The 23,619-nt window shown below is 63.1% G+C and carries 19 protein-coding genes and 2 tRNA genes; 9 read left to right on the top strand and 12 right to left on the bottom strand.

What is annotated here, in order from left to right:
• From NKI69_RS03365 to NKI69_RS03340, 6 genes are all read right to left on the bottom strand, one after another.
• Window positions 1-282, bottom strand: a complete 282-nt coding sequence (locus tag NKI69_RS03365) for an acyl carrier protein (RefSeq protein WP_006203389.1) — start codon at window positions 280-282, stop codon at window positions 1-3.
• 231 nt (window positions 283-513) lie between these two features.
• The gene (locus NKI69_RS03360) at window positions 514-1,656 is read right to left on the bottom strand and encodes a slipin family protein (RefSeq protein ID WP_023812260.1); all 1,143 of its coding nucleotides are present in this window, start codon (window positions 1,654-1,656) and stop codon (window positions 514-516) included.
• A 352-nt stretch (window positions 1,657-2,008) separates the two neighbouring features.
• A tRNA-Asn gene (locus NKI69_RS03355) sits at window positions 2,009-2,078 on the bottom strand.
• Between the two features lie 2 nt (window positions 2,079-2,080).
• Window positions 2,081-2,154, bottom strand: a tRNA-OTHER gene (locus NKI69_RS03350).
• Between the two features lie 229 nt (window positions 2,155-2,383).
• Entirely contained in the window at window positions 2,384-2,932 is a 549-nt protein-coding gene (locus NKI69_RS03345; protein ID WP_023812259.1) for a histidine phosphatase family protein, read from the bottom strand.
• A gap of 103 nt (window positions 2,933-3,035) precedes the next feature.
• Window positions 3,036-6,056, bottom strand: a complete 3,021-nt coding sequence (locus NKI69_RS03340; RefSeq protein ID WP_352720053.1) for a caspase family protein — start codon at window positions 6,054-6,056, stop codon at window positions 3,036-3,038.
• Between the two features lie 143 nt (window positions 6,057-6,199).
• Between NKI69_RS03340 and NKI69_RS03335 the strand changes: the two genes are divergently transcribed.
• From NKI69_RS03335 to NKI69_RS03325, 3 genes are all read left to right on the top strand, one after another.
• Entirely contained in the window at window positions 6,200-7,150 is a 951-nt protein-coding gene (locus NKI69_RS03335) for an AEC family transporter (RefSeq protein WP_128303984.1), read from the top strand.
• A gap of 223 nt (window positions 7,151-7,373) precedes the next feature.
• Window positions 7,374-8,831, top strand: coding sequence for an NAD-dependent succinate-semialdehyde dehydrogenase (locus tag NKI69_RS03330; protein ID WP_352720050.1), 1,458 nt, complete (start codon window positions 7,374-7,376; stop codon window positions 8,829-8,831).
• A gap of 92 nt (window positions 8,832-8,923) precedes the next feature.
• Window positions 8,924-9,946 (top strand): aldose epimerase family protein, encoded by a 1,023-nt coding sequence (locus tag NKI69_RS03325; RefSeq protein WP_352720048.1) that lies wholly within the window; start codon window positions 8,924-8,926, stop codon window positions 9,944-9,946.
• Window positions 9,947-9,996: 50 nt separating this feature from the next.
• On the opposite strand, the gene NKI69_RS03320 is transcribed toward NKI69_RS03325, so the two are convergent.
• Entirely contained in the window at window positions 9,997-10,917 is a 921-nt protein-coding gene (locus NKI69_RS03320; RefSeq protein ID WP_352720120.1) for a sugar kinase, read from the bottom strand.
• A 151-nt stretch (window positions 10,918-11,068) separates the two neighbouring features.
• Between NKI69_RS03320 and NKI69_RS03315 the strand changes: the two genes are divergently transcribed.
• The gene (locus NKI69_RS03315) at window positions 11,069-11,518 is read left to right on the top strand and encodes a FixH family protein (RefSeq protein WP_023812254.1); all 450 of its coding nucleotides are present in this window, start codon (window positions 11,069-11,071) and stop codon (window positions 11,516-11,518) included.
• A gap of 7 nt (window positions 11,519-11,525) precedes the next feature.
• Complete coding sequence (locus tag NKI69_RS03310; RefSeq protein WP_352720046.1) at window positions 11,526-12,725, top strand: cytochrome-c peroxidase; 1,200 nt, start codon at window positions 11,526-11,528, stop codon at window positions 12,723-12,725.
• Window positions 12,726-12,819: 94 nt separating this feature from the next.
• Here the strand turns inward: NKI69_RS03310 and NKI69_RS03305 are convergent, their stop codons facing one another.
• The gene (locus NKI69_RS03305; protein ID WP_023812252.1) at window positions 12,820-13,272 is read right to left on the bottom strand and encodes an Lrp/AsnC family transcriptional regulator; all 453 of its coding nucleotides are present in this window, start codon (window positions 13,270-13,272) and stop codon (window positions 12,820-12,822) included.
• A gap of 162 nt (window positions 13,273-13,434) precedes the next feature.
• Between NKI69_RS03305 and putA the strand changes: the two genes are divergently transcribed.
• Window positions 13,435-17,046, top strand: a complete 3,612-nt coding sequence (gene putA, locus NKI69_RS03300; RefSeq protein ID WP_023812251.1) for a bifunctional proline dehydrogenase/L-glutamate gamma-semialdehyde dehydrogenase PutA — start codon at window positions 13,435-13,437, stop codon at window positions 17,044-17,046.
• Window positions 17,047-17,059: 13 nt separating this feature from the next.
• On the opposite strand, the gene hmuQ is transcribed toward putA, so the two are convergent.
• From hmuQ to NKI69_RS03280, 4 genes are all read right to left on the bottom strand, one after another.
• Window positions 17,060-17,374 (bottom strand): heme-degrading protein HmuQ, encoded by a 315-nt coding sequence (hmuQ, locus tag NKI69_RS03295; protein WP_023812250.1) that lies wholly within the window; start codon window positions 17,372-17,374, stop codon window positions 17,060-17,062.
• Between the two features lie 60 nt (window positions 17,375-17,434).
• Window positions 17,435-18,448 (bottom strand): TonB family protein, encoded by a 1,014-nt coding sequence (locus tag NKI69_RS03290; protein WP_348625595.1) that lies wholly within the window; start codon window positions 18,446-18,448, stop codon window positions 17,435-17,437.
• Between the two features lie 91 nt (window positions 18,449-18,539).
• Window positions 18,540-18,983, bottom strand: a complete 444-nt coding sequence (locus tag NKI69_RS03285) for a hypothetical protein (RefSeq protein WP_023812248.1) — start codon at window positions 18,981-18,983, stop codon at window positions 18,540-18,542.
• 5 nt (window positions 18,984-18,988) lie between these two features.
• Window positions 18,989-21,199: a TonB-dependent hemoglobin/transferrin/lactoferrin family receptor gene (locus NKI69_RS03280; RefSeq protein WP_352609578.1), complete on the bottom strand. Its 2,211-nt coding sequence runs from the start codon at window positions 21,197-21,199 to the stop codon at window positions 18,989-18,991.
• A 198-nt stretch (window positions 21,200-21,397) separates the two neighbouring features.
• Between NKI69_RS03280 and hemP the strand changes: the two genes are divergently transcribed.
• The 3 genes from hemP to NKI69_RS03265 are packed head-to-tail and all read left to right on the top strand — an operon-like array spanning window position 21,398 to window position 23,608.
• Entirely contained in the window at window positions 21,398-21,604 is a 207-nt protein-coding gene (hemP, locus tag NKI69_RS03275) for a hemin uptake protein HemP (RefSeq protein WP_023757683.1), read from the top strand.
• Window positions 21,605-21,627: 23 nt separating this feature from the next.
• Complete coding sequence (locus NKI69_RS03270) at window positions 21,628-22,689, top strand: hemin-degrading factor (RefSeq protein ID WP_023812246.1); 1,062 nt, start codon at window positions 21,628-21,630, stop codon at window positions 22,687-22,689.
• Between the two features lie 10 nt (window positions 22,690-22,699).
• Window positions 22,700-23,608 carry a heme/hemin ABC transporter substrate-binding protein gene (locus tag NKI69_RS03265; RefSeq protein WP_023812245.1) on the top strand — a complete coding sequence of 303 codons (909 nt, stop codon included), beginning with the start codon at window positions 22,700-22,702 and terminating at the stop codon, window positions 23,606-23,608.
• Window positions 23,609-23,619 lie beyond the last annotated feature (11 nt).

Here is a 23,619-nt window from a genome sequence, read left to right as displayed (position 1 = left end):
TCAGGCGGTCTTGGCGGCAACCAGTGCGTCGATCTTGGCGCACAGGTTCTTCATGACGAAGTAATCGTCGGTCGAAGCCTTGCCGTCATTGACTTCCTGGGTCCATTTTTCCAGCGGCACCTTGATGCCGAATTCCTTGTCGATGGCGAAGACGATGTCGAGGAAATCGAGGCTGTCGATGCCGAGATCGTCGATCGTGTGGCTCTCGGGCGTGATGGTTTCGATATCGATCTCGCTGGTGTCGGCAATGATCTTGGCGACTTTGTCGAACGTGGTGGACAAGGGCTTTTCCTTCGGTTGCGGGCGGAATCTGTCCGCATCTTGTTTGGGCGCTGTCTAATCGGTTTTTCCCGGCAGGAAAAGGGCTGATACGCCGGGCGCAGATGGGTAGGGTGTCTGGAAAACGCAAGAAGGCCGCCGGTTTACCCGGCGGCCCTTCTTGTTGACGCTACGTCAGCCTTTGTTTCGAGGCATGCCGTTTTCCCAAACCGGAACCACTTTGGGCGACATGCATCAGCTGTCGCGGAGCTTGACCAGATCGTTCAGCAGCCCGCCCGTTCCGTTGTGGACGGTCAGCCGCTCGACCTTGCCGGCGATGGTTTCCAGAGCCTCAAGCTCCTTCAACCGCAGCATCACCGGGTTTTCCGCCATCACCCTGGCCGTGTTGAGGAGGGAACGCGTCGCGTTCGTCTCCTCGCGGCGACGGATGATGTTGGCCTCGGCCTGCTTTTCGGCCGACACCACCTGGTTGAGGATCTCGCGCATCTCGCCCGGCAGGATGACATCCTTGAGGGCGATATCGCTGACCTCCACCCCGATCTCGGCCATATCAGCGCGGACCTTGCCAGCGGCTTCTTCGTCGATCGTCACCTTCTTTTCAAGGATCTGATCGAGTGTCAGCGCGCCAAGGGTCTTGCGGAAGGCGTACTGCAGGGCGCGGTAAAGGGCTTCGGAGAAGTCCTTCACCATGCTCACCGCCTTGACAGGATCGACGACCCGGTATTCGGCTGCGATGTTGACGCGGATCGTCACGCGATCCTTGGTCAGCACTTCCTGCCCGGCAACGTCGAGCGACTGGCGCTTGAGGTCGACGACCTTGATCTGCACCATGCGTCCGACGTTCCAGAAGCCATGCACGCCCGCCGTCAGCGTCCTGACCAGGACACCGTCGATGAACAGCAGTCCGGCCTGACCGTCGACGACCGGGTGGACGGACATCAATTCCGCCTTCCGGGCCTGGCCGAGCCGGCGCATGACCGCCGCATCGATGGCGAGATCGACCGATGTGTCGATCAGCGTCACCTTCCACGGACCGGCATCCGTCCACAGCACGAGCTTGCGGTCCGGCGCCAGAACGGCGTGCAGATTGCCGTCACGCTCGATGATGGCGACATCCGTGCGCCCGGTGCGAACGACGGTGAAATGACGCGCGGCCACATCCGGGAGCTTGTCGAACAACGCCTTCTCGTATGCCGAAACGAATTCCGGGTTCTTCAGATCGTGCCGGGACACTTCAAGGCTGCCGCGCCGGTTGGCGAGCCAATGTTCGCCCGGCAGCAGGACAGTCTTGATCTCACCCTTGTGGAGGGTGAGGGCACGTTCGTTTTCCTTTACGAGGACGCGCTCGCGTCCAAGAACCTTGTCGAGAATTGTCATTGTTTCACTCCTGTCGGGCATGGCCACATGCGAGGCGTCAAGTCATGCGTCGATCGTTCCTTTCGTTTCTCGTTTCACATCGTCGTCTTGCGTCATCGTCCGGGCACGAATGATCCGGGGACTGGTGGCATCAATCCGTGGCGGGCCTTCGGGAGCGGATCGCGGGGCAGCGAAGCGGGCGCCGGAGGCCGAGCTTCCTTTGCCGGCGACACTGCGCCTTGATCGTCACCGCGGGCCTGGCCGCGAGCCGATGGCGAAAGACGCTTGGGATGATCCGCGCCCGAGGGCTTGGGCCATCCGTTCAGTCTTTCGCATTCCAGTCCCCTGACCGTTTTTCGGATGGCTTTTCAGGCCAATGGAGAAGGAATCGAACCTTCGACAGTCAGATTAACAATCTGATGCTCTAACCAAACTGAGCTATCCGTGGTGCAGATGAAGGGAATTGAACCCCCGACCTCCGGACCCAAATCCGGCGCTCTCCCGCTGAGCTACATCCGCGATCCCAATCCCCAAAGCGGCGCCGTATACAGGGCGGCAAAGCCGCCTGCACGGGCGGAGGCGAAAGCTCCAACCGTTGTGCTCGCTTCGGTTCTCGTGACCGGGAGCGCGCCTATAGCCCCTGCGACGGGTTGTCGCAAGCGGCATTGTCGTGGCGGATTTGCGGCTTCTTGCGGCGGTGGCATTTCGGCAACACCGCTTTCGACGTCAGCGATCGCGCGCAGGGAGCTCAGAAGGTGACGCGGCCGAGCACGCGCAGGCTATCGCCCTGCGGCTCCACGACCACGGCCTCGCCTTCGCGCGGCGAGATGCCGGTCAGCGCCACGATGTCTTCCAGATGGGTGACCATGACCAGATTGTCGGAGCCGGAATAGGCGCGGATTTCTTTCAGGATCGCCGCGATCTGCGCGGCTTTCTGCGCCTCGTCGCCCTTCAGGAGATCGAGCGGAGCAAACAGCTCCGGCTCGGCCTCGAAGGCGATGCGGGCAGTATCGAGGCAGCGGCAATAGCGGCTGGACAACACGCGCTCGATCGGTGCCGCACGGGCGGCAAACAGAGCGCCGATCTTGCTCGCCTGTTGCTTGCCACGGGCCGACAGGTTCATCTGGGTGGCGCAACTGTCGATGTCGAAATTGGCCGGGTCGGTGGTGCCGGTGACCATGGCATGGCGCAGCAGCACGACATGTCCGCCATCGCGCAGCAGCGCCCAGCCTGCATCCGTGGCGTGGGCCACGCCGGGAATAAGAAACAGGAACAACGCCAAGGCAAATCGAATCATCCGCTATCCTTCTCCGGTTCCCGGCAATGGGTTCCGGTGACGGGACATATAGGGACGGTAAAGCCAGCCGAAAGACAAGGCGCGGTCGGCGGGATGCGTAGACCTACTTCTTCGCCATCTGCTTCTTCACCAGATCGATCTTCTGGTCGGTGAGCGGGATGGGGATTGTGTAGCCGGCTTCGGTAAAGCCCTGCTTGGCGTTCTCGAAGAATTCGATCGCCTTTTGATATTCGGCCTTGCCCCCGCCATAGCTGGCTCGGTTCCAGCTGACGTCACCGAGATTGTTCTGCGCGAAGGCCCATTGCATGGGCAGGCTTTCCCTGGTGAATACCTTCAGCGTGGCCGCGAAGGCGGCCTCGGCATCACCGAGGTATTTGCCGGTGCGTTCGAGATTGCCGAGGTTGAGCAGGCTCATGCCGATGCCGTTCTGGGCGTTGGCCCAGTCGACTGGTGCCGCGTCGACGGTGAGTACTTCGAGGGCTGCTCGGCGGGCCGCTATGGACTCAAGCAGCGTCCTGGAGTCGGCATTGCTCATGCTCAGCCAGTGCAGCGTCGAGCCGAGGCCGGCCTGGGCCAGCGCCCATTGGCGGGGGTTCGTCTCGCGCTTGTACTCGCGCAACGCATCGCGGTAGGCGGCAATGGCTTCACCATAATGTTCCGGCTTGTCGGTGACGCCGCCGAGGAGCTGCAGCGTGTTGCCGAGATTGTAGTGGCTCATTGCCCAGTCGAGAGGGAATTTCCGTCTGACATAGACCTGCCGGGCCGCCCGGAAGGCCGCGGCCGACTGCTCCAGCTTGGCCGCGTCGCGGGTGCGCTGGCCAAGCGTCTGGTAGATCGAACCGAGATTGTTCTGCGCCGACGCCCAGTCCATCGGGAAACGCTGCCGGGTAAAGACCGTCAGTGCATCATCATAGGCGGCCGCGGCCTCTTCAAGCGCGCCGGTGCCCATATCGAAACGGGCGACACCGCTCAGCGCGTTGCCGAGGTTGAGCCTGCTGGTCGCCCATGAGACGGGGAAGGTTTCACGGGTTCGCACTTCAAGCGCGGCACGGAACGCGTTGGCCGCCTCGTTTATCTTCGCCTTGTCGTTGAGCTGAATGCCGAGCGACACCAGCGTGTTGCCGAGATTGTTCTCGACCATGGCCCATTCAACCGGCGCCTTTTCGCGTGTGTATTCCTCAAGTGCCAGCCGGTAGGCCGCCTCGGCTTGCGTCAGATGTTCGCCGGCGGCCTCGCGCTCGGAAAGCGCATAGAGTGCCAGGCCGAGATTGTTCTGCGAAGCGGCCCAGTCGCGCGGGACCTTGTCGCGCGGGCGTTTTTCGAGTGTGGCGCGCATCGCCACCACCGCCTCGTTCAGGCGTTTCGGGTCGCTCTCGCGTTCGCCGATCTTCAACAGCACATTGGCCAGATTGTTCTGCGCTGCGGCCCAGTTGAGATCGTCCTTCTCGCGCTCGAACACGGCAAGCGAATCGCGAAAGATCCGGGCTGCCTCCTCAAGGCGCGCGGTCTCCGTCTCGCGCTCGCCGATGGTCTGCAGGACCACCGCCATGTTGTTGCGGGTGATGGCCCAGTCGCGATTCTGTTCGCCATTGGGGATGAAGTTCAGGATGGTGCGATAGGCCTCAATGGAGTGCTGCAGCGCATCGAGGTCGCCGGTGGCGTAGCCGTAGGCGTTGAGCGCCTCGGCTTCCTGGTTCTTGTAGTTCCAGCGCAGCTTGTCGTCCCATTTTCCGGCCAGCGAAAACGCCTTGGCATAGTCGCCGGCAGCGGATTTGTAATCGAAGACCAGCCCCGAAGCATCGGCGCGCCTGGCATAGATCGCGGCATCGGCAAGACGCTTCTGCTTGACGAGATCCTCGGCTTCATCGACCGCGTCGTTGGTCTGTTCGATCCGGCCGACGGCATCGTCGAGGAATTTACGCGCCGTCACGATGGCGCCCTGGCCGATCGCCTTGTCGGCGGAGCCGACAAGCCGTTTGATCTCCGGATCGTCGGTGCGAAGCGCTGCACGCTCGGACATCATCTTCCTCAGGCGCTCGGCCTGGGCGTCGAGCACCTTTTGCAGGTCGGTCGGATCTTCCGGGATCTTTTCCGTGCCGAGCGCTTTCAGCACGCCATAAAGCGCATCGAGCGGCACGCCTTCCTGCAGCGAGGCCAGTTCCACCTGCGCCCGTTTCGGGTCGGGCAGGTCGGAAATCGTCAGCAGGAGCTGGCGCCTCTCGCCTGTGATCAGTCCGTCGTCGCCGGTCGGCTCCGCTGGCGCGACGCCGAAATAGAGCAGCCGGCGCAGGCTTTCATTGACCCAAGGGCGCTGTTTTGCCTTTGTGTCGAGATAGACTTCCTCGGTTACCATGCGCATGACCGAGCCGAACTCGGTGCCCTCCATCGCCGCGAGGTGGCGCAGCAGGGCGGATGCATAAGGGCTGTTTTCGCCGGCGGCGCCATCGAGCGCCGGACGACCCGGTTCTGCGGCAAAGCCGACCACCGTACCCAGGCTCGCGTCGGCCGCCGGCGCATTGCCGAGCGCCTTCGCGCCGCGCACCGGCTCCAAGCCGCCGGCGCCGATGGGCGAGGCGGAAGCGGTCGGTGAGCGCCGGACCATGGCATCGGCGGGGAATGGATTGGTGCGGCAGGCGTCGAGCAGCATGATCGTCACCGGCACTGTCTTTTTCAATGCCTCCATGACGGCGGATATCGGCACAAGGCTGGTGCCGGCATCCTTCAGCGACGGGACGTCGGCATCGACCGGAACCAGATAGTTTTCGCCGCCGGCCTCGATGCCATGACCGGAGTAGTAGATGAAGGCGACATCGGCGCCGTCGGCATCTTCGGTGAACCGCTCCAGGTCGCGCTTCAGCTTGGTGGCGTCGCGGTCGGTGACGCTGCGGGCGTCGAAGCCAAGGTCGGTCAGCATCTTGGCCATGTCGCGGGCGTCGTTGGCGGGGTTGGGCAGGGCGGCGATGTGCAGGTAATTCGACTGGCCGATGATCAGCGCCACGCCCTTAAGGCTTTTTGTCTCGGCAACTGCAAGCGCGGTCGCGGCAAGGCAAAGCAGTGCGGCGATGAAAGCCGTCAGCCATGCCCGCCGCAAAAGATTAAGCTTCGAGGTTTCGACAAAGGTCATTTGTCGTTCGCATCCGCCCTGATGATCCAAGCCCTCTATAACGCTGCCAATGGACCATGATCAAATTTGGCCATGATCAAATTAGGGCATGATCAAATTCGGGCGCGATTGCGCCGCGGCCGTGGCTCGCCTATCCCTGAAAAATGTCGCCGCTCACCGAAACCGTTCTTTTCGTCTTCAGCCTCGTCGCGCTCGGCTATCTCACCGGGCTCACCGGCTATCTAAAGCCGGCCAGCGGGGACGGCATCTCCGAATTCGCCATCAACGTGGCGATGCCGCTGCTGCTGTTTCGGACGATGGTGAATTCCGATTTCCATGGCGTGGCGCCATGGTCGCTGTGGGGCGCTTACTTCACCGCGGTTGCAATGACATGGGCTGCCGGCCATCTGGTGACGACGCGAATCTTCGGGCGGGACGCACGCACAGGTATCGTCGGTGGAGTGTCGTCGTCCTTCTCGAATGTGGTGTTGCTGGGCATTCCCTTCGTTCTCGGCGTATTCGGGTCCAGCGGATTCGAAGTGCTGTCGCTGCTCGTTTCCGTGCATCTGCCGACCATGATGATGGCGTCGATCATCATGTTCGAGATATTTGGCCGCGGTGGCAGCGAGCCCGTACACCCGCTGCGCATCATCCAGAGCTTTCTGAGAAGACTGTTCACCAATCCCCTGATCATCGGCATCCTGGCCGGGCTGGCATGGCGCCTAACCGGCGCGCCGCTGCCGAACCTTGCCACGCGGCTGGTCGATGCGCTGGCTGACACTGCCGGGCCAGTGGCGCTGTTCGCCATGGGCCTCAGCCTGCGCCGCTTCGGTATCTCCGGCAATGTCCGGCCGGCTCTGGCGCTTTCGGTGCTGAAATTGTTCCTGATGCCGGCTCTGGTTCTCGGTCTGGTCTGGCTGCTTGGCCTGCCGCCATTGACGGCCAAAGTGGCGGTGGTGGTGGCGGCGCTACCATCCGGCATCAATTCCTATCTCATCGCCGTGCAGTTCAACACCGGCCAGGCGCTGGCGTCGAACCAGATGACAATCGCCACGGCGAGCGCGGTTGTTACAACCGCCTTCTGGCTGACGGTGGTGCTCCACGTTTTCGGATAGGATATGTCGATAGTCAGATAGTGCGGCCAGCGATCGGCACGGCATATGTCCGGCCTGCTCTCGCCTCTGGCTGGTCCAACCCCTATATGCCATCTTGCGATTGCTTGCGGGCCTTGCCCTCGGTAAAGAGCAGTGGCTCCGGCGTGCCGGCTTCAGTCCATGGCGCACGCTCACCGAAGATTTCACAGACCGGCCCGTCAGCGCGCCGAACGGAGGATAGACCATGCTTCAGAAAACCAGCCATTTCATGCGGCAGGCCAATCTCATCAACGGCGAATGGGTGCAGGCCGACAGCGGCCAGACGGTCGACGTCAACAACCCGGCCACCGGTCTCAAGATCGGCACCGTGCCGAAGTCGGGCAAAGCCGAGACCCGCCGCGCCATCGAAGCCGCCGCGGAAGCTTTCAAGACCTGGCGCAAGACGACCGCGCTCGAGCGCTCGAAGCTGCTGCGCAAGCTGCATGACGCGATGATGGACAATCAGGACGTGCTGGCCGAACTGCTGACCATCGAACAGGGCAAGTCGCTGTTCGAATCGAAGGGCGAGATCGGCTCCGCCGCGGCCTATATATTGTGGTTCGCCGAGGAAGGCCGCCGCACCTATGGCGACGTGGTGCCGTCGCCGTGGGCGGATCGCCGTATCCTGGTGACCAAGGAACCGGTCGGCGTCATCGCCGCCATCACGCCGTGGAATTTCCCGTCCTCGATGCTGGCCCGCAAGCTCGGCCCGGCGCTCGCCGCCGGCTGCACCGCAGTGGTCAAGCCGGCCTCGCAGACGCCATATTCGGGCCTCGCCTGGGGTGCGCTCGCAGCGGAGGTCGGCTTCCCCAAGGGCGTCGTCAACATCCTGACCGGTTCGGCAAGCGAGATCGGCGACGAGATCTGCGCCAATCCGCTGGTGTCGAAGATCACCTTCACCGGATCGACCGAAGTCGGCAAGCTTCTCATCCAGAAGTCGTCGGTCACCGTCAAGAAAGTGTCGATGGAGCTCGGTGGCAACGCGCCGTTCATTGTCTTCGATGACGCCGACCTCGAGCGTGCGGTCGCTGGTGCGATCACCGCCAAGTATCGCAATTCCGGCCAGACCTGCGTCTGCACCAACCGCTTCCTTGTCCAGGCTGGTGTCTATGACAAGTTCGTCGAGAAGCTCGCTGCCGCCAGCAACGGGCTGAAGGTCGGCTCCGGCCTCGAGGACGGCGTGCAGCAGGGGCCGCTGATCGACGAGAAGGCGGTCGAGAAGGTCGAAGAACTGATCGCCGACGCCACATCCAAGGGCGGCAAGATCGTTGCCGGCGGCAAGCGCCATGCGCTCGGCGGTTCGTTCTTCCAGCCGACGGTCATTGCCAATGCGACGCCCAAGATGCGCTTCATGAAGGAAGAGATCTTTGGCCCGGTGGCGCCGGTGTTCAAGTTCGAGACCGAAGAGGAAGCGATAGCGCTCGCCAACGACACCGAATTCGGCCTCGCCTGCTACTTCTACACAGGCGATCTCGGCCGCGCCTTTCGCGTCATGGAAGGGCTGAAATACGGCATGGTCGGCGTCAACGAAGGCCTCATCACCACGCCGGAGGCACCGTTCGGCGGCGTCAAGGAATCCGGCCTCGGCAAGGAAGGCGGACATCAGGGCATCGAAGATTACCTCGATACCAAATATGTCTGCATCGGCGGCCTCGGCCTCTGATAGGCTATCCTTGAGATGAGCAGGCCGATAGCCTGCCCATCTCTCATGGGAAAACCAGCCGAAGTCTTCTGGATCAACTGGCATTTACGGGCATGGCGATGAAGGACGGCGAGGTTTTCGGCACGACGCAGCCTGGCGAGCAGGTGCGTCGCTTCACGATCAGGGGCGGCGGCATCACAGCCAACATCATCGGTCTGGGTGCGATCATCCAGGATCTGCGCCTCACCGGGCACGATGCACCGCTGGTGCTCGGCTATGACCGACTGGAAGGCTATGAGACGGACACGGCCTTCTTCGGCGCGGTCGTCGGCCGCTATGCCAACCGCATCCGCGACGGCCGTTTCACCATCGCCGGCAATCGCTATCAGACCGAGCAAAATTTCCTCGACAGGCACACGCTGCATGGCGGCTCGCAGGGCTATTCCCACCGGCCGTGGACGGTTTCGCTGCATGGCAGGGATTTCGTCACGCTGACCCTGCACGATCCCGAGGGCGCGATGGGTTTTCCCGGCGCGCTTGATGTCACCTGCACCTACCGGTTGAAGATCCCCGGCACGCTCAGCGTCGAGCTGACAGCCACCTGTGAGGAGCCGACGCTGTGCAATCTCACCCAGCATTCCTACTTCAACCTGGACGATGGCGGCGCCGGAGACATTCTCGACCACAGGATGATGTTGAATGCCGGCGCCTATCTGCCGGTCGATGGCGACATGATCCCGACCGGCGTGGTCAAGCCGGTTGACGGCACGCCGTTCGATTTCCGCCAGGCGCGGCCGCTTCGCATGGAGACCGAGGGCGAACAGCTGCCCTACGACCAGAATTTCTGCCTCGCTTCGGCACGCGGGCCGCTCAAGCAGGCGGCATGGGCGCAAGGCGCCAGTTCCGGTGTCGAGATGGAGGTCTGGACCACTGAGCCGGGCGTCCAGCTCTATACCGGCCAGTACGTGACGCCGCGCACCGGGTTGGAAGGCCGCGACTACAAGGCTTTTTGCGGCTTCTGCCTGGAGCCGCAGATTTGGCCGGACGCGCCGAACCGGCCTTATTTCCCGCAGGCGACGCTGTGGCCGGGCGCGATCTACCACCACGTGACGGAATACAGATTCCGTCTGCCCTGAGGCCTGCCAATGTTCAGGTGAAGCCCGCCTGACCTGAATCGCAACAGACTTTAGCCGGCGAAGGCCGCGCGCAGCGTCTCGAACGGCGCCAGCGCGCCGCGCACCTGCACCACGGCGGCGGCGACGCGATGCGCACGGCGTGCTGCTTCAAGCGGGTCGTGGCCGGCAAGTCGAGCCGCAAGATAGCCGCCGTTGAAGGAATCGCCGGCGCCCGTCGTATCGGCGGGAGCGGCGACATGGATTGCCGGGACTTCGCGCAGCGTTCCTGCTTGGGCAATCAGTGCCGGTGCTTCGCCGTTCTTGACGACGACCTCGCCGACGAGTTGCCCGAGCCGCTTCGCTGTGGCTTGCGGTGTTGGATCGCCGAACAGCATCTGCTCGTCGGGGAAGGTCGGCAATGCGATGTCGGTGACGGCAAGGGCTTCGATGATCGCTGCCTGTGCGTCCTCGCGATTGCGCCAGAGCCGTGGCCGGTAGTTGGGGTCGAAGGCGACAAGTGAACCAGCCGCCCGCGCCTTGCCGACGGCCGCCAGCAACTCAGCGCGCGCGGCTTCGTCCAGAATTGCCAAAGTGATTCCGGAAAAATAGACAAGTGCCTGATTTTCCAGGTTTTTCGATAATGCGGCCGGGTCCGAGACAAGCTGCCGCGCGGCGGCGTCGCCACGCCAATAGGTGAAGGAACGTTCGGCTCCCGTCAGCGTGATGGCATAGAGGCCGGGCCGCGCGCCCGCTATGAGCGGGCTGGAGCCGATGCCGATGCCGTTTTCAGCGAAGAAATCGATCTGGCCTTGCGAGAATGGATCGTCGCCGAAGGCCGAGACATAGGTTGCCGGCCGCTCAGCGCTCAGTGCATGCAGCGCCCACAGCGTGTTGAACGTGTCGCCGGCAAAGCCTATGCGCCAGTTCGGTCCCGTCTGGCCCGACAGTTCGAGCATGCATTCGCCGATCGAGGCGACGCCGTTTCCCGCCATCTGCAATCCTCCAGTGATCTCGGTGCTGTAGCTTTTTGCCACCGGCAGCGCCATGCTTGGCAAGCAGGGTTTTTTCCGCCACAGCGTTTTCCCACAGGCTGGCGGGATGCGATCCGTTCGGCAGAGCGTTGTCTGCAGAAGAGGAACCGGTTTGGCATCGATATGGCGTTATCTTCTGGCAGGTCTTGGTCTGGCTGCCTTGCTGGTCGGCATTCTCGCGGTCGTTTACCTGACGGCGCCGCGGTCGGCGCGGCCCGCCGGCCCGGATGTCTCTCGGACGAAGAACACCGCCAACGGGCTGTTCGTGGCAAGCTTCGCGCCGGAGCGAGGCGTTGTGCGGCTAGGCCAACTGCAATCCTGGCTGCTGACGCTGAAGACAAAGGCTGGAGCTCCGGTGGAAGGGGCGGCGATCGCGATCTCCGGCGGCATGCCGCTGCACAGTCACGGCCTGCCGACCAGCCCGCAAGCGACCGACTATCTCGGCGACGGGCGTTACCGGATCGAAGGGGTGAAATTCACCATGAGCGGCTGGTGGCAGCTGCATTTCGCCATCTCGGCCACCGCAGGCTCCGATACGGTGCTCTTCAACGTGGTGCTGTGAGCAGGACATGAGGCGGCGTTCGCGTTTTCTGGCGCTAATGGTGGCCGTTGTCCTTACCGGCTGCACGAAGCCGGATTTTTCCGACGCCGAGAAGACGACCATCGCCTCGCTGGCGCTGTCGTCGCTGCCGGCGCTCAAGCCCGACACCACCGATCGTTTTGCCGACGTGCCGGCGGCTGCCGCACTCGGCTCGACGCTGTTCTTCGACCAGGGCATGAGCGGTGACGGGTCGATATCCTGTTCGACATGCCACAAGATCGACCGCCAGTTCCAGGACGACCTGCCGCAAGCCGTCGGCGTCGGCCGTACCAGCCGGCGGACCATGCCGCTGGCCGGCGTCGCGCGCGATCCCTGGTTCTTCTGGGACGGCCGCCGCGACAGCCTGTGGGCGCAAGCGCTGACGCCGCTCGAAAACCCGCTGGAGCAGGCGGGAAACCGCACCGCCTACGCGCATTACATCAAGGCGCGCTTCGGCGAGCGCTATGAGCGCATCTTCGGGCCGCTGCCCGATCTTTCGGGCATGCCGTCGAATGCCAGCCCGCTTGGAAACGATGCCGAGAAGGCGGCCTGGAATGCGATGAGCGGCGCGCAGCGCAGCGCAATCGACGGCGTCTTTGCCAATATCGGCAAGGCGATCGCCGCCTTCGAACGCTCGATCGAGCCGGCGCCGACGCGTTTCGACCGTTTTGCGCTGGATCTCGTCACCGGCGCTGAGCCGAAAGGCCATGCGGTCTTTTCCAAGCAAGAAATCCTTGGGCTGAAACTGTTCATCGGCAAGGCCAATTGCGTGACCTGTCACAACGGCCCGCGCTTCACCGACAACAGCTTTCACAACACCGGCGTGCCACCCATTGCGGGCCTGCCGCCGGACCGCGGCCGCATCGATGCGGTGCGCCAAGTCGAAGCCGACCCGTTCAACTGTTTCGGCGCCTATCGCGATGGCGACGCCAGCGCCTGCGGCGAGTTGCGCTTCATGGTCAAGGATGGCCCGCAACTGATCCGCGCCTACAAGACGCCGTCGCTGCGCGGTGCGGCAACGCGGTCGCCCTACATGCATGCCGGGCAGTTTTCGTCGCTCGACGAGGTCGTGGCGCACTACGCCAAGGCTGCACCCAGCGTGGAGGGTACGTCCGAAGTTCATCCGCTGGGGCTGTCGGATCGTGAACGTGCGGCGCTGGTGGCTTTCCTGAAGACGCTTTCGGAGTGAGTTAGAGCCCGATCCATCCCGATGTATCGGGATGGGGCTCTACGTTTGACCATGATCTTGTCCGAAAACCGGCTTCCACTTTTCGGGATCATGGTCATCGATCCTTGACTGTCTCCATCGCCACGAAGGTCGAGGTCTGGGCGACGTGGGGCAGGGCCGAGATGCGTTCGCCGAGGACGCGGCGGTAGGCGGCGATGTCCCTGGTGCGGACTTTCAGCAGATAGTCGAAGCTCGACGCCATCATGTGGCACTGCTCGATTTCCGGCACGGCCTGCACGGATCGGTTGAAGGCATCGAGCGCGGCGGACCTGGTGTCGGACAATTTCACCTGGACGAATGCAACATGGCCTTCGCCCATGCGCTCGCGGTCGATGATCGCCTGGTAGCCCCTGATGTAGCCGTCCTTCTCCAGCCGCTTCACCCGCGCCTGCACCGGCGTTTTCGACAGGCCGACGTTTGCCGCCAGTTCTGACATCGAAAGCCGGCCATCGCTTGCCAGCGCCGCCAGGATATTCCTGTCGATGCGGTCCAATTGGTCTTCTGTCATCGAAAATGCAGTCCATATGTCGGTTTTGAGCTGCTACGATAGATCGAATGACCTGCAATGTCGATTTCTTCGGACCGATTGAAAATTCGCATCTGTGCTAGCTTCCACCATTCGGTCCGGTGACCGCCGGCCCGATCCCTTTGCTCGATCCATGGGACCGCCATGCCAGCGCTCGATGCCATCCGCCAGCAGATCCGCGCCAACTACCTGCCCGATGAAGACGAGGCCGTGAAGCGGCTTGCCGACGCGACGGCGCTCTCCGGGAAAGACCGCAAGGCGATCTCGGCCCGCGCCGCCGATCTGGTGCGGGCGGTGCGCGGTTCGTCCGATCCCCGGCTGATGGAAGTCTTCCTCTCGGCCTATGGTCTCTCCACCAAGGAAGGCGTCGCGCTGATGTGCCTGGCCGAGGCACTGTTGCGCGTGCCCGATACCGAAACGATGGACGACCTCATCGCCGACAAGATCGCGCCGCACGACTGGTCGGCGCATTCGGGCGGTTCGAGCTCCATCTTCGTCAACGCCTCGACTTGGGCGCTGATGCTGACCGGCCGCGTCCTCGATGAGGGCGAGGGCGGCATCGAAGGCACGCTGCGCTCGATGGTGCGGCGGTTGGGCGAGCCGGTCATCCGCAAGGCGGTGGCCGCCGCCATGCGCGAGATGGGCGAGCAGTTCGTGCTCGGCCGCACCATCACGGAAGCCGTCAAGCGCGGCCGGCCGATGACGCAGAAGGGCTACCTCTATTCCTTCGACATGCTGGGCGAGGCGGCCCGCACCGAGGCCGACGCCTTGCGCTATCACAAGGCCTATGCCGACGCGATTTCGTCGCTCGATTCCGGCTCCAACGGTCCTGACATCAGGCAGAACCACGGCATTTCGGTCAAGCTTTCGGCGCTGCATCCTCGCTACGAGGTGGCGCAGAAGGAAGAGATGCTGCCTGTGATGGCCGAGCGGCTCTTGTCGCTGGCGCTTGCCGCGCGCCATTCGCGTATGGGCCTCAACATCGATGCCGAGGAGGCCGATCGCCTCGATCTGTCGCTCGACGTCATCGAGCGGGTGCTGGCCGAGCCGGAGCTCGCCGGCTGGAACGGCTTCGGCGTGGTGGTGCAAGCGTATGGGCCACGCGCGGCCTTCGCCATCGATTGGCTCTATGCGCTGGCCAGGAAATACGACCGCAACATCATGGTGCGGCTGGTCAAGGGTGCCTATTGGGACACCGAGATTAAGCGGGCGCAGACGCTCGGACTGTCAGGCTATCCCGTCTTCACCCGCAAGACCAACACCGACGTTTCCTACATGGCTTGCGCGAAAAAGCTGCTATCGATGACCGACCGCATCTATCCGCAATTCGCCACCCACAATGCCCACACCGTCGCCGCCATCTTGGCGATGGCGGATAATCGCGATTCCTTCGAGTTCCAGCGCCTGCACGGCATGGGCGAGGCGCTGCACGAGACGGTGCGACGGTCCGAAGGCACACGCTGCCGCATCTACGCGCCGGTCGGTGCGCATTCCGATCTGCTGGCCTATCTGGTCCGCCGGTTGCTGGAGAACGGCGCCAATTCCTCCTTCGTGCACCAACTGACCGACGAGGACGTCGAGCCGGAGGACATTGCGCGCGATCCGCTCGAAACGGTCGAGAGCCAGGGTCCGGCCACCAATCCGGCGATTGCCCGGCCTTCCGAGATTTTTGGGGCCGGGCGTCGCAATTCGAAAGGATTCGACATCACCGACACGGTGACGCTGGCGGCGATCGACAAGGCCAGGGTGGCCTTCGCTGGGCCGGATCGTTGGCATGCCAAGCCGATCACCCGTGCCGCCGGCTACGGCAAGCAGCGTCCCATAGTCAACCCAGCAAAGCCTTCCGAAGTGGTCGGTACGGTCAGCGAAGCCGCCGCCAAGCAAGTCGCGACCGCCGTGCGCTTTGCGGTGGAAGCGCAGCCGGCATGGGCAAAACGTTCCGTCGCCGAGCGCGCTGCCATCCTCAACCGTGCCGCCGTTCTCTATGAATCCAAAGCCGTCGAGTTCTTTGCACTCGCCACCCGCGAGGCCGGCAAATCGCTGGCCGACGGCGTCGCCGAAGTGCGCGAGGCGGTCGACTTCCTGCGCTACTACGCCACCGAGGCGGCCAATGCGGAGGCGGGCACGCAAGCGCGCGGCGCCATCGTGTGCATTTCGCCGTGGAATTTCCCGCTCGCCATCTTCACCGGCCAGATCGCGGCCGCACTTGTCACCGGCAATTCGGTCATCGCCAAGCCGGCCGAGCAGACGCCGCTGATCGCCTTCCGGGCTGTCGAGCTGCTGCGCGAGGCCGGTGTGCCGGAAGACGTCATCCAGTTGCTCCCTGGCGACGGCCCGTCGGTCGGCGGGCCGCTTACATCAGATCCGCGCATCGCCGGCGTCTGCTTTACCGGCTCGACCGAGGTCGCCAAGCTGATCGAGAAGCAACTGGCCAAGACGGCCGCGCCCAACGCCATGCTGATCGCCGAGACGGGCGGCCTCAACGCCATGATCGTTGATTCCACCGCGCTGCCCGAACAGGCGGTGCGCGACATCCTCGCCTCGGCATTCCAGAGTGCCGGCCAGCGTTGCTCGGCACTGCGCGTGCTCTATGTGCAGAAGGACGTGGAGAAGAAAATGCTGGAGATGCTGAAGGGCGCCATGGAGGCGCTCAGCATCGGCGATCCCTGGCGGATTTCGACCGATGTCGGCCCTGTCATCGACGACGAGGCGCAAAGCTCTATCCGCGAGTACTGCACGAAAATGGGCTTGCAGGGCCGGCTGATTGCCAAGCTCGAAGCGCCGAAGGAAGGTCGCTTCGTTGCGCCGCATGTTTTCCGCGTCAAGGGCATCGAGGACATGGAGCGCGAGGTGTTCGGGCCGGTGCTGCATGTCGCTACGTTCGACGCCGACGAAATCGACGCGGTCATCGCCGCCATCAACCGCAAGGGCTATGGCCTGACCTTCGGCCTGCACACCCGTATCGAGGGCCGCGTGCAGCATTTCGTCGACGGCATCCATGCCGGCAACATCTACGTCAACCGCAACCAGATCGGCGCCGTGGTCGGCTCGCAGCCGTTTGGTGGCGAGGGGCTTTCAGGCACCGGGCCGAAGGCCGGCGGCCCGCACTACCTCCGCCGGTTCCGCAAAGGGCCGGAGGCTGGCACCCATTTGCAGGATGGCCATAAGGTCACGGCGACCGAGCTTGCCGACAATCTGCCTGATCCCACACTTGGCGGCTGGTCGACGCGTCCGGACCGGATCGCCATTCTGAGGAAGCATCTGCGCGGCAAGGGTGCTGCGGCCATAGGTGCGGCCGCCGGCATCGATTTCGGCCAGATCGACCTGCCCGGGCCGACCGGCGAGGCCAACACGCTCTCGCTCTCGCCACGCGGACGGGTGCTGTGCCTCGGTCCCGATGGCGATACGCTGCTGGCGCAGACGATCCAGGCGCTCGCCGCCGGCAATGCGGTGCTGGCCGTGGCGCCCGGCGCACCGGCTGCCCTTTCCCCATTGACCGGCAAGGGCTTGCCGCTGGCCGCCATCGATGGTCGGCCGGATCCGGTCGAAGCACGCTCACTGCGCGTCGATGTCGTCGCCTTTTCGGGCACGCCGGAGGCTGCACGCATCGTGCGCAAGGTCATCGCCGACCGCTCCGGCCCGATCGTGCCGCTGGTCAGCGAGGTACTGAACCCGGCGGCCTATGCACATGAACGGGCTGTCTGCGTCGACACCACCGCCGCCGGCGGCAATGCGAGCCTGCTGGCCGGAGCTTGAGCCCGGCCAGTATTTAAGCGCCTTCGACGACCGAAAAACCTTCGAACTGGGGGTGACCGAGATAGTGGACCTTCGTCGTGCCGACATTTCGATGGGCGGCGCGGAAATTCTCCGACTTGGTCCAGGCGATGAAATCCTCGTGGCTCGCCCACACCGTGTGCGACGCAAACAGCGTGTAGCCTTCGGTCTCGTTGACCGGGCCACGCAGCAGGTGGAATTCCCGAAAACCCTTCATCTCAGCGAGGCTGGAATCGCGGTTCTTCCACACGGCTTCGAAATCGTTCTCCGAGCCGGTCTGCACCTTGAAGCGGTTCATGGCGATGTACATGGCGGTTCCTTTCGTGCGGATGTTGATGATTGGCGGCTGCAGCGTTTGTTCTGCGCACATTCAAAATGGGCCGATTTCGGTCTCGAACTCCAAATTTGCGCTTGCTGCCTGTGGTGGAATTGGAGGGAAGGGGGCTGCCTTGCGGACAATGCCAAGCGCCGCCTGATCGAAAGCCGCCGACCCTGAGGTCTCCAGGATGCGCAACTCGTTTATGTTGCCCTTCCTGCCTATGACGAATGTGACAACCGCATTGTTGCGTGCCGCCAGCTGTAGGGAAGGCGGGAGGGTGCGATTGACGCTGCCGAGTTTTCTAAAAACATCGCCGCGGTAATTGTCTTCCGCGGCCGTGCCTGCCTCTTTTTGCCTTTTGCCCTTGCTGGCTGCTTGCGCCGACCGGTCCTCGCCATTCGCCGTGCCGCGCTTCTCATCCGCCGTCTTTGAAGGGGCAGCTGCCGACGTTGGCCTGGCGCTGGGGATCGGTGGCTGCTCTGGAACGGCGACAGGCACTTCGGCGCTCTCGGCCTGCACGATCGGCTGCGCCGGCGTTTCGGCCTTGGGAGCCACGCTCTGGTCATCGGGGCGAGGGGCGCCGGCCACCAATATGTCGGGCGTCACCGTCTGCTGTTTGGCAGGTTCCGGCAAAGGCTTGAGCGGCTTTGCTGCGTCCTTCGCGGGTTGCGAAGGCTCTGTTGGCGGCGTTGGCTTGGGCGGCGTTGCCGGCTGTGGTTTGGCGGGTTGCGGGTTCGGCACCAGTGCAACGTTTATTGCCGTCGGGTCCTTGTCCAGCGCGCTGCCGACCACGTTGGTGCCCGACTGTTCACTGCCTTCCGGCTGCTCGGCATCTTGGAAACTGGAAGTCCCCGTAGGGGAGATCAGAAAGGCCGCTGCCACCGCGGCATGGAGCAGGCAGGAGACGACGATCGCCGCCGTCCACTTGCGGTTCCAGGCCGATGGCCGCGGTAGCGCGAGCGGCTCGGTTGGCTCTATCGCCAGCTCGGCGCTGGCTTCGGGGAGGGGACTGATATCCTGCATGTCTCGCCGCGAGACCTGCAGCGACAAGAGCAGAATTGTCAAATCAAGATCGTTCGCTCGCAGCGGCAGTCGGCAGTGGCCGGCAACTGGCCACGCCGCATTGTTTTGCAGGAATGCGGGATGCAGTCCCACCTTAGACTCCGAAAGCGATCCCGGTCTTGGTGTCCGTCTTCAGCTTGCGCATGCAGGCGTTCGGTTCGACGCCGGTACCGGTGCATTCGGTCGCGCTGTTGATCAGCACGCGGCTGACTTTCGAGCACTCGGTGCCGGCCAGATCGAAACGCGTCACCTTGGTCTTGCCCGCCGGCAATTCCTTGAAATCGAGCACGGTCAGCCGGTCGACGACGCCTGCCTCGTTGAACAAGGCGATCTCGAACGCAGCCTTGGACAGGTCGGCGCCGAGATTGTTGTTGACCACGAACGTCAGGCGGCAACCCTTGTCGGAAGGTTGCGCACCATTGAGTTCTAGGGTGAGTGCGGGGACCGGCGCGGACTCTTGTGCCCACGCCGGAACCATCGCAAGCGACATCGCCAGCATCGAGGTCAGCAGACGAAGGGATGTCATCAAGCTCGTCATGGTCATCAGCCTCCAAATCGCATCGTCGCCGCCAGCTTCAGGGTGACGCCGGGCTCGTAGGCCGCGAAGACCGGCTGCGGCGGCTGGCCGGCCGTGGTCAGGTTGAGCGGGTTGGCGTATTTGACATCGAACAGATTGTCGGCGCGGAAATCAATCTTCAAATTGTCCGTCGCCTGGTAGCTGGCAAAAGCATTGACCAGCGTGTAGTCCTCGGCGATCGGGTTGCCCTTGGGCTTGCCATTGTATTGCACTTCGCCGCCCACGGTTAGCTTGTCCTCGAGGAAGCGCAAGCCGAGCTGCGCGGTGACCTGGGATGAGGGGATGGTCAGCAGATCGGCCCGAACGTCCCTGTAGGAAATGGTATGACCATTGGTGATTGAGGCCGAAAGCCCGGCATAGCCCCATCCGGCATCATAGACGCCCTCAAGTTCGAAGCCGTCGATCTTCGCCTTGGCAAAATTCTGGTACTGGAAGCATATCGGGATACCGGGTCCGCTCGGGCAGCCGGCTGTCGGGTCAAACCGCGACAGGGTAACGCCATCGATGTAGTCTTCGACATCGTTGTTGAAATAGGCTGCCTTGATGCGCAGCGCATCGTCGGCTTCGAGGATATCATTCTGCTTGTAGTTGACGCCGAATTCGACGGTCTTTCCGGTTTCCGGCCGCAGATTGGGATTGGGCAGGAACGGGAAGGTGACACCCGCCGGATGGCGACCGCTGATCAGTGTTTCCGACAGGGAGGGTGACCGGTATCCTTCCGCATAGGTGCCGTAGAATTGCAGGCCGGCAAGGCTGGCGCTGTCGAAAGGCGAGACGCCGACGGTGATGCGCGGCGACAACCGGTCCCCCGACGTTTCGTGTGTGTCATCCTTGAGGCTGTAATTGTCGTAACGCAGCCCGGCGATGACTTCGAGCCACTCCCAGGTGAGCTTGTCCTGGACATAGGCGCCGGAGACGTTCCGCTTACCGGAAGGCGTATAGAAGCTGTCGCCACCGGCCGTGCCGCCGGTCTCGACGTTATCGCCGGCCCAGTCGCCGCCATAGGTCAGTTCGTGCGCGATTCCCGCGGTCTCGAATCTGGACGTGTTCCAAATGTCGATGCTGGTCGTGCCGATGTCGAATGTCGATGTCGAGCCAGCCGGCAAAACAACTGGAAGGCCGGTGCTCGGATCAAACCGGTTGAGAGGCACGAGGCTGGTCAGATCGAGATTGGTCTTGTTGTAGGAGGTGTTGATATGGAGATCGAGCCAGCTCTTGTCCTCATCCGTAATGTTGTAGCGGGCGGTGAAGGTGTTCGACTTCAGGTCGACGTCATTGACCGGCACGCCGCCGCTGATCTCGTTCCAGCCGTCGCTCGAGCCGACCCAACCGAGCTTCAGTTCGCTGTTGTCGGTCGGGCGGATGGTGGTCTTGAGCAGACCGCTCAGCACATCGAAGCCGGTGCCCTTGACCGTGTCGCCACCGCCATCCTTGTAGTCGTCATAGTTGCGGTAGACGATGTTGCCGAGCACATCCCAGTTCTCGTTGAGGCGGTAGGCACCGGATGCGCTTGTTGTCCAGCCCTTGCCGTTGCTCTCATAGCGTCCCGTGACGGAGCCGGCCCATGTTTCTTCCGGCTTGAGGAAATCCCCGGCGTCCTTGGTATCGAAGAAGACAACGCCGCCGATGGCGCCCGAGCCGTAGGTGTTGGCGACAGGACCGCGGATCACGTCGACGGATTTGACGAGTTCGGGGTCGATGTAGAAGGTCGACTGCGTGCCGTGGTCTGAGCGCTGGAAATTCTGGCGCGCGCCGTCGACAATGACCGCGACGCGGCCGAAATCCTGCAAGCCGCGGATGTTGATGCTGGTGCTGACACGCCTGGCGTCGGCCTGCGCGGCGACACCGGGCACGCCGAGCAGCATCTCGTTCGGCGTCGTCGCCATGCGGCGGTCGAGCTGTTCCTGGCCGACATGGCTGGTCGATGCCAGCGATTCGATCGCCGTTTCGCCGGTGCGGCTGATGACGAGGATCTTGTCGAGCAGCGTTGCGCCCGCTTGTGCCGCCTTTTCTTCGTCGGCCTTCTTCGTTTGATCTGTCTGCTGGTCCGCCGGCTGCGCCGCCTGCTGAGCGTTGGCCAGCTGCGCCGACAAGGCGATCGCCGCCACGCTTGCCAGCAAAGCCGCTGCGCCGTTCGCCGCCGACCGGCCGCGCCATTCCCAAGTCACAAACCCCATGCCCCAACTCCAAAGTCCAGGTTTCATGCTGGCTGGCCCGGGGCTGGCTGGCATTTTTGATCATGTCCGGGGTCTTAAATGTTGACTCATTTAATCCGGTATTGCACTGACTAGTAAACATGATTATTCAAGTCAAGAAATGAATCGGATTACGCAACGCCTAGCCAGACGCCCGGCACAGGAAAGGGATCCATCCAGATGAACACCCACAATCCCAACGATTTTCGCTATCGCGTCCGCCGTTCCGACGATGCCTCCGCCCGTTTCGACCGGGTTCCGCTGGCGGTGCGAACCCTGTCCAGCAACACCCTGTTCCAGGGCGAGCACGAGATCGGCATCGAGCATCATGGCGCGCTCTATCGGCTGAAGATCACCCGCCAGGGCAAGCTCATTCTCAACAAGTAAGGCAAGGCCACAGGGACCAAGACATGGACCAGCGCGTAAAACCCGCCCCGCATGAAATCCGGCGGGCACGGACAGACAATCCGAAGACGCGCGAGCGTGATCTCGCCGCCCAGCTCGGCATTTCGGAGGCCGAGCTGGTCGCAGCCCACTGCGGCGACGGCGTCGTCCGTGTCGAGCCACGCGTCAACGATCTTTTGACCGGTCTCGAAGCCGTCGGCGAGGTCATGGCGCTGACCCGCAATGAAAGCGCGGTGCACGAGAAGATCGGCGTCTATGACAAAGTCGTCACCGGCAACCACAATGCCATGGTGCTTGGCGAAAACATCGACCTGCGCATCTTCCCGAAGGTCTGGGCACACGGCTTTGCCGTCGAGAAGCGAGACGGCGACGAAATCCGCCGCAGCCTGCAGTTTTTCGATGCGGCGGGCGAGGCCGTGCACAAGGTGCATTTGCGTCCGGCCTCCAGCCTCTATGCCTATCAGAAACTGGTTGCCGCGCTCGAATCGTCCAATCAGGAGCCGACGGTCGACATTTCAGGACCACTCCCCGATGACGAGATCCATGGCGACGAAGCGAGCGCCAATCTCGACGATCTGCGCGACCGCTGGAGCCGGCTGACCGACGTGCACCAGTTCTTCGGCATGCTGAAGACGCTGAAGCTGAGCCGCCGGCAGGCGGTCCGCCTGGTCGGGCAAGACTATGCCTGGCAACTCGACAATGATGGCGTCCGTGCCATGTTCCATCACGCCGCGGAGGGCGAGATGCCGATCATGTGCTTTGTGGGAAACCGCGGATGCATCCAGATCCATTCCGGTCCGATCAAGTCGATCAAGCCGATGGGGCCATGGATCAACGTGCTGGACGAAACCTTCCACCTGCATTTGCGGACCGACCACATCCAGGAGGTCTGGGCGGTGCGCAAGCCGACCAAGGACGGTCATGTCACCTCGCTTGAGGTCTATGACGCCGACGGCAAGATGTTCATCCAGTTCTTCGGCAAGCGTCATGAAGGCGAAAGCGAGCGGGACGACTGGCGCTTCCTGGCGGAAAACCTGCCGCGCATCCCAAGCCCGACCGCAGCCTGAGGAAAATGCGATGCGTTTTTTCCCAAGATTGTCGACCGTGCGCGGATCTATTTTCGGGCCGGTGATCGGTCTCTCCATGGCTGTTATCGCACTGCAATCCGCCAGCGCCATGGAAGGCACGGCCGTGTTTGCCGATCCTTCGAAAATCGTGGCCGTTGGCGGCTCGATCACCGAGATCGTCTATGCGCTCGGCGAGGAAAAGCATCTGGTGGCTCGCGATTCCACCAGCCGGTACCCAAAGGCGGCGCTTGAGCTGCCCGATGTCGGCTACATGCGCGGGCTGTCGCCGGAGGGGGTGCTGTCGGTTAACCCGACCGGCATCCTGGCGCTGCATGGCAGCGGTCCCAAGCAAGCCGTCGATGTCTTGAAGAAGACGAGCGTCCCGTTCATCGAAGTGCCCGAGCACTATAGCCACGAAGGCATCCTCGAAAAGGTCCGTATCGTCGGCAAGGCGCTCGGCGTCGATGCCAAGGCCGAGGTGCTCGCCGGGGAGCTCGATGCCAAGCTCACGGCAGCTGAGAAGCAGACGGCGTCGATCAAGGAGCGCAAGCGCATCCTGTTCGTGCTGTCGATACAGGGCGGCAAGATCCTGGCGGCCGGCAGCGAGACCGCGGCCGACGGTATGGTCAAGCTGGCTGGCGGCGTCAACGCGGTCGAGGGCTTTTCCGGCTACAAGCAAATGTCCGACGAGGCGATCATAACCGCCAGACCGGACGTGATCCTGATGATGAGCAATGCCGGGCCTCCGGTGTCGGACGACGAACTGTTCGGCAATCCGTCGATCGCCTCGACGCCGGCCGGAACGGCGCGCAAGCTGATCCGCATCGACGGTGCCTATCTGCTCGGCTTCGGGCCACGCACGGCCGATGCCATCCACGACCTCGCTGTCTCGCTTTATGGCGGGCAGGTCACGGACTGAACGGGCGGATC

Source organism: Mesorhizobium sp. M0491 (assembly GCF_040321265.1).
Lineage (GTDB): Bacteria > Pseudomonadota > Alphaproteobacteria > Rhizobiales > Rhizobiaceae > Mesorhizobium.
Note: the sequence above shows the minus strand (reverse complement) of the source record. Positions and strands in the feature narration are given on the sequence as shown.

Excerpts from the sequence above, each read along its gene's own strand:
- NKI69_RS03320 (WP_352720120.1), bottom strand. The coding sequence starts at position 10,917 with ATGGCGGGAAACGGCGTCGCCTCGATCGGCGAATGCATGCTCGAACTG.
- NKI69_RS03280 (WP_352609578.1), bottom strand. The coding sequence starts at position 21,199 with ATGGGGTTTGTGACTTGGGAATGGCGCGGCCGGTCGGCGGCGAACGGC.
- NKI69_RS03360 (WP_023812260.1), bottom strand. The coding sequence starts at position 1,656 with ATGACAATTCTCGACAAGGTTCTTGGACGCGAGCGCGTCCTCGTAAAG.
- NKI69_RS03345 (WP_023812259.1), bottom strand. The coding sequence starts at position 2,932 with ATGATTCGATTTGCCTTGGCGTTGTTCCTGTTTCTTATTCCCGGCGTG.
- NKI69_RS03325 (WP_352720048.1), top strand. The coding sequence starts at position 8,924 with ATGGCGATGAAGGACGGCGAGGTTTTCGGCACGACGCAGCCTGGCGAG.
- hmuQ (WP_023812250.1), bottom strand. The coding sequence starts at position 17,374 with ATGTACATCGCCATGAACCGCTTCAAGGTGCAGACCGGCTCGGAGAAC.
- NKI69_RS03285 (WP_023812248.1), bottom strand. The coding sequence starts at position 18,983 with ATGACGAGCTTGATGACATCCCTTCGTCTGCTGACCTCGATGCTGGCG.
- NKI69_RS03330 (WP_352720050.1), top strand. The coding sequence starts at position 7,374 with ATGCTTCAGAAAACCAGCCATTTCATGCGGCAGGCCAATCTCATCAAC.
- NKI69_RS03335 (WP_128303984.1), top strand. The coding sequence starts at position 6,200 with ATGTCGCCGCTCACCGAAACCGTTCTTTTCGTCTTCAGCCTCGTCGCG.
- NKI69_RS03305 (WP_023812252.1), bottom strand. The coding sequence starts at position 13,272 with ATGACAGAAGACCAATTGGACCGCATCGACAGGAATATCCTGGCGGCG.
- hemP (WP_023757683.1), top strand. The coding sequence starts at position 21,398 with ATGAACACCCACAATCCCAACGATTTTCGCTATCGCGTCCGCCGTTCC.
- NKI69_RS03340 (WP_352720053.1), bottom strand. The coding sequence starts at position 6,056 with ATGACCTTTGTCGAAACCTCGAAGCTTAATCTTTTGCGGCGGGCATGG.
- NKI69_RS03265 (WP_023812245.1), top strand. The coding sequence starts at position 22,700 with ATGCGTTTTTTCCCAAGATTGTCGACCGTGCGCGGATCTATTTTCGGG.
- NKI69_RS03270 (WP_023812246.1), top strand. The coding sequence starts at position 21,628 with ATGGACCAGCGCGTAAAACCCGCCCCGCATGAAATCCGGCGGGCACGG.
- NKI69_RS03310 (WP_352720046.1), top strand. The coding sequence starts at position 11,526 with ATGAGGCGGCGTTCGCGTTTTCTGGCGCTAATGGTGGCCGTTGTCCTT.
- putA (WP_023812251.1), top strand. The coding sequence starts at position 13,435 with ATGCCAGCGCTCGATGCCATCCGCCAGCAGATCCGCGCCAACTACCTG.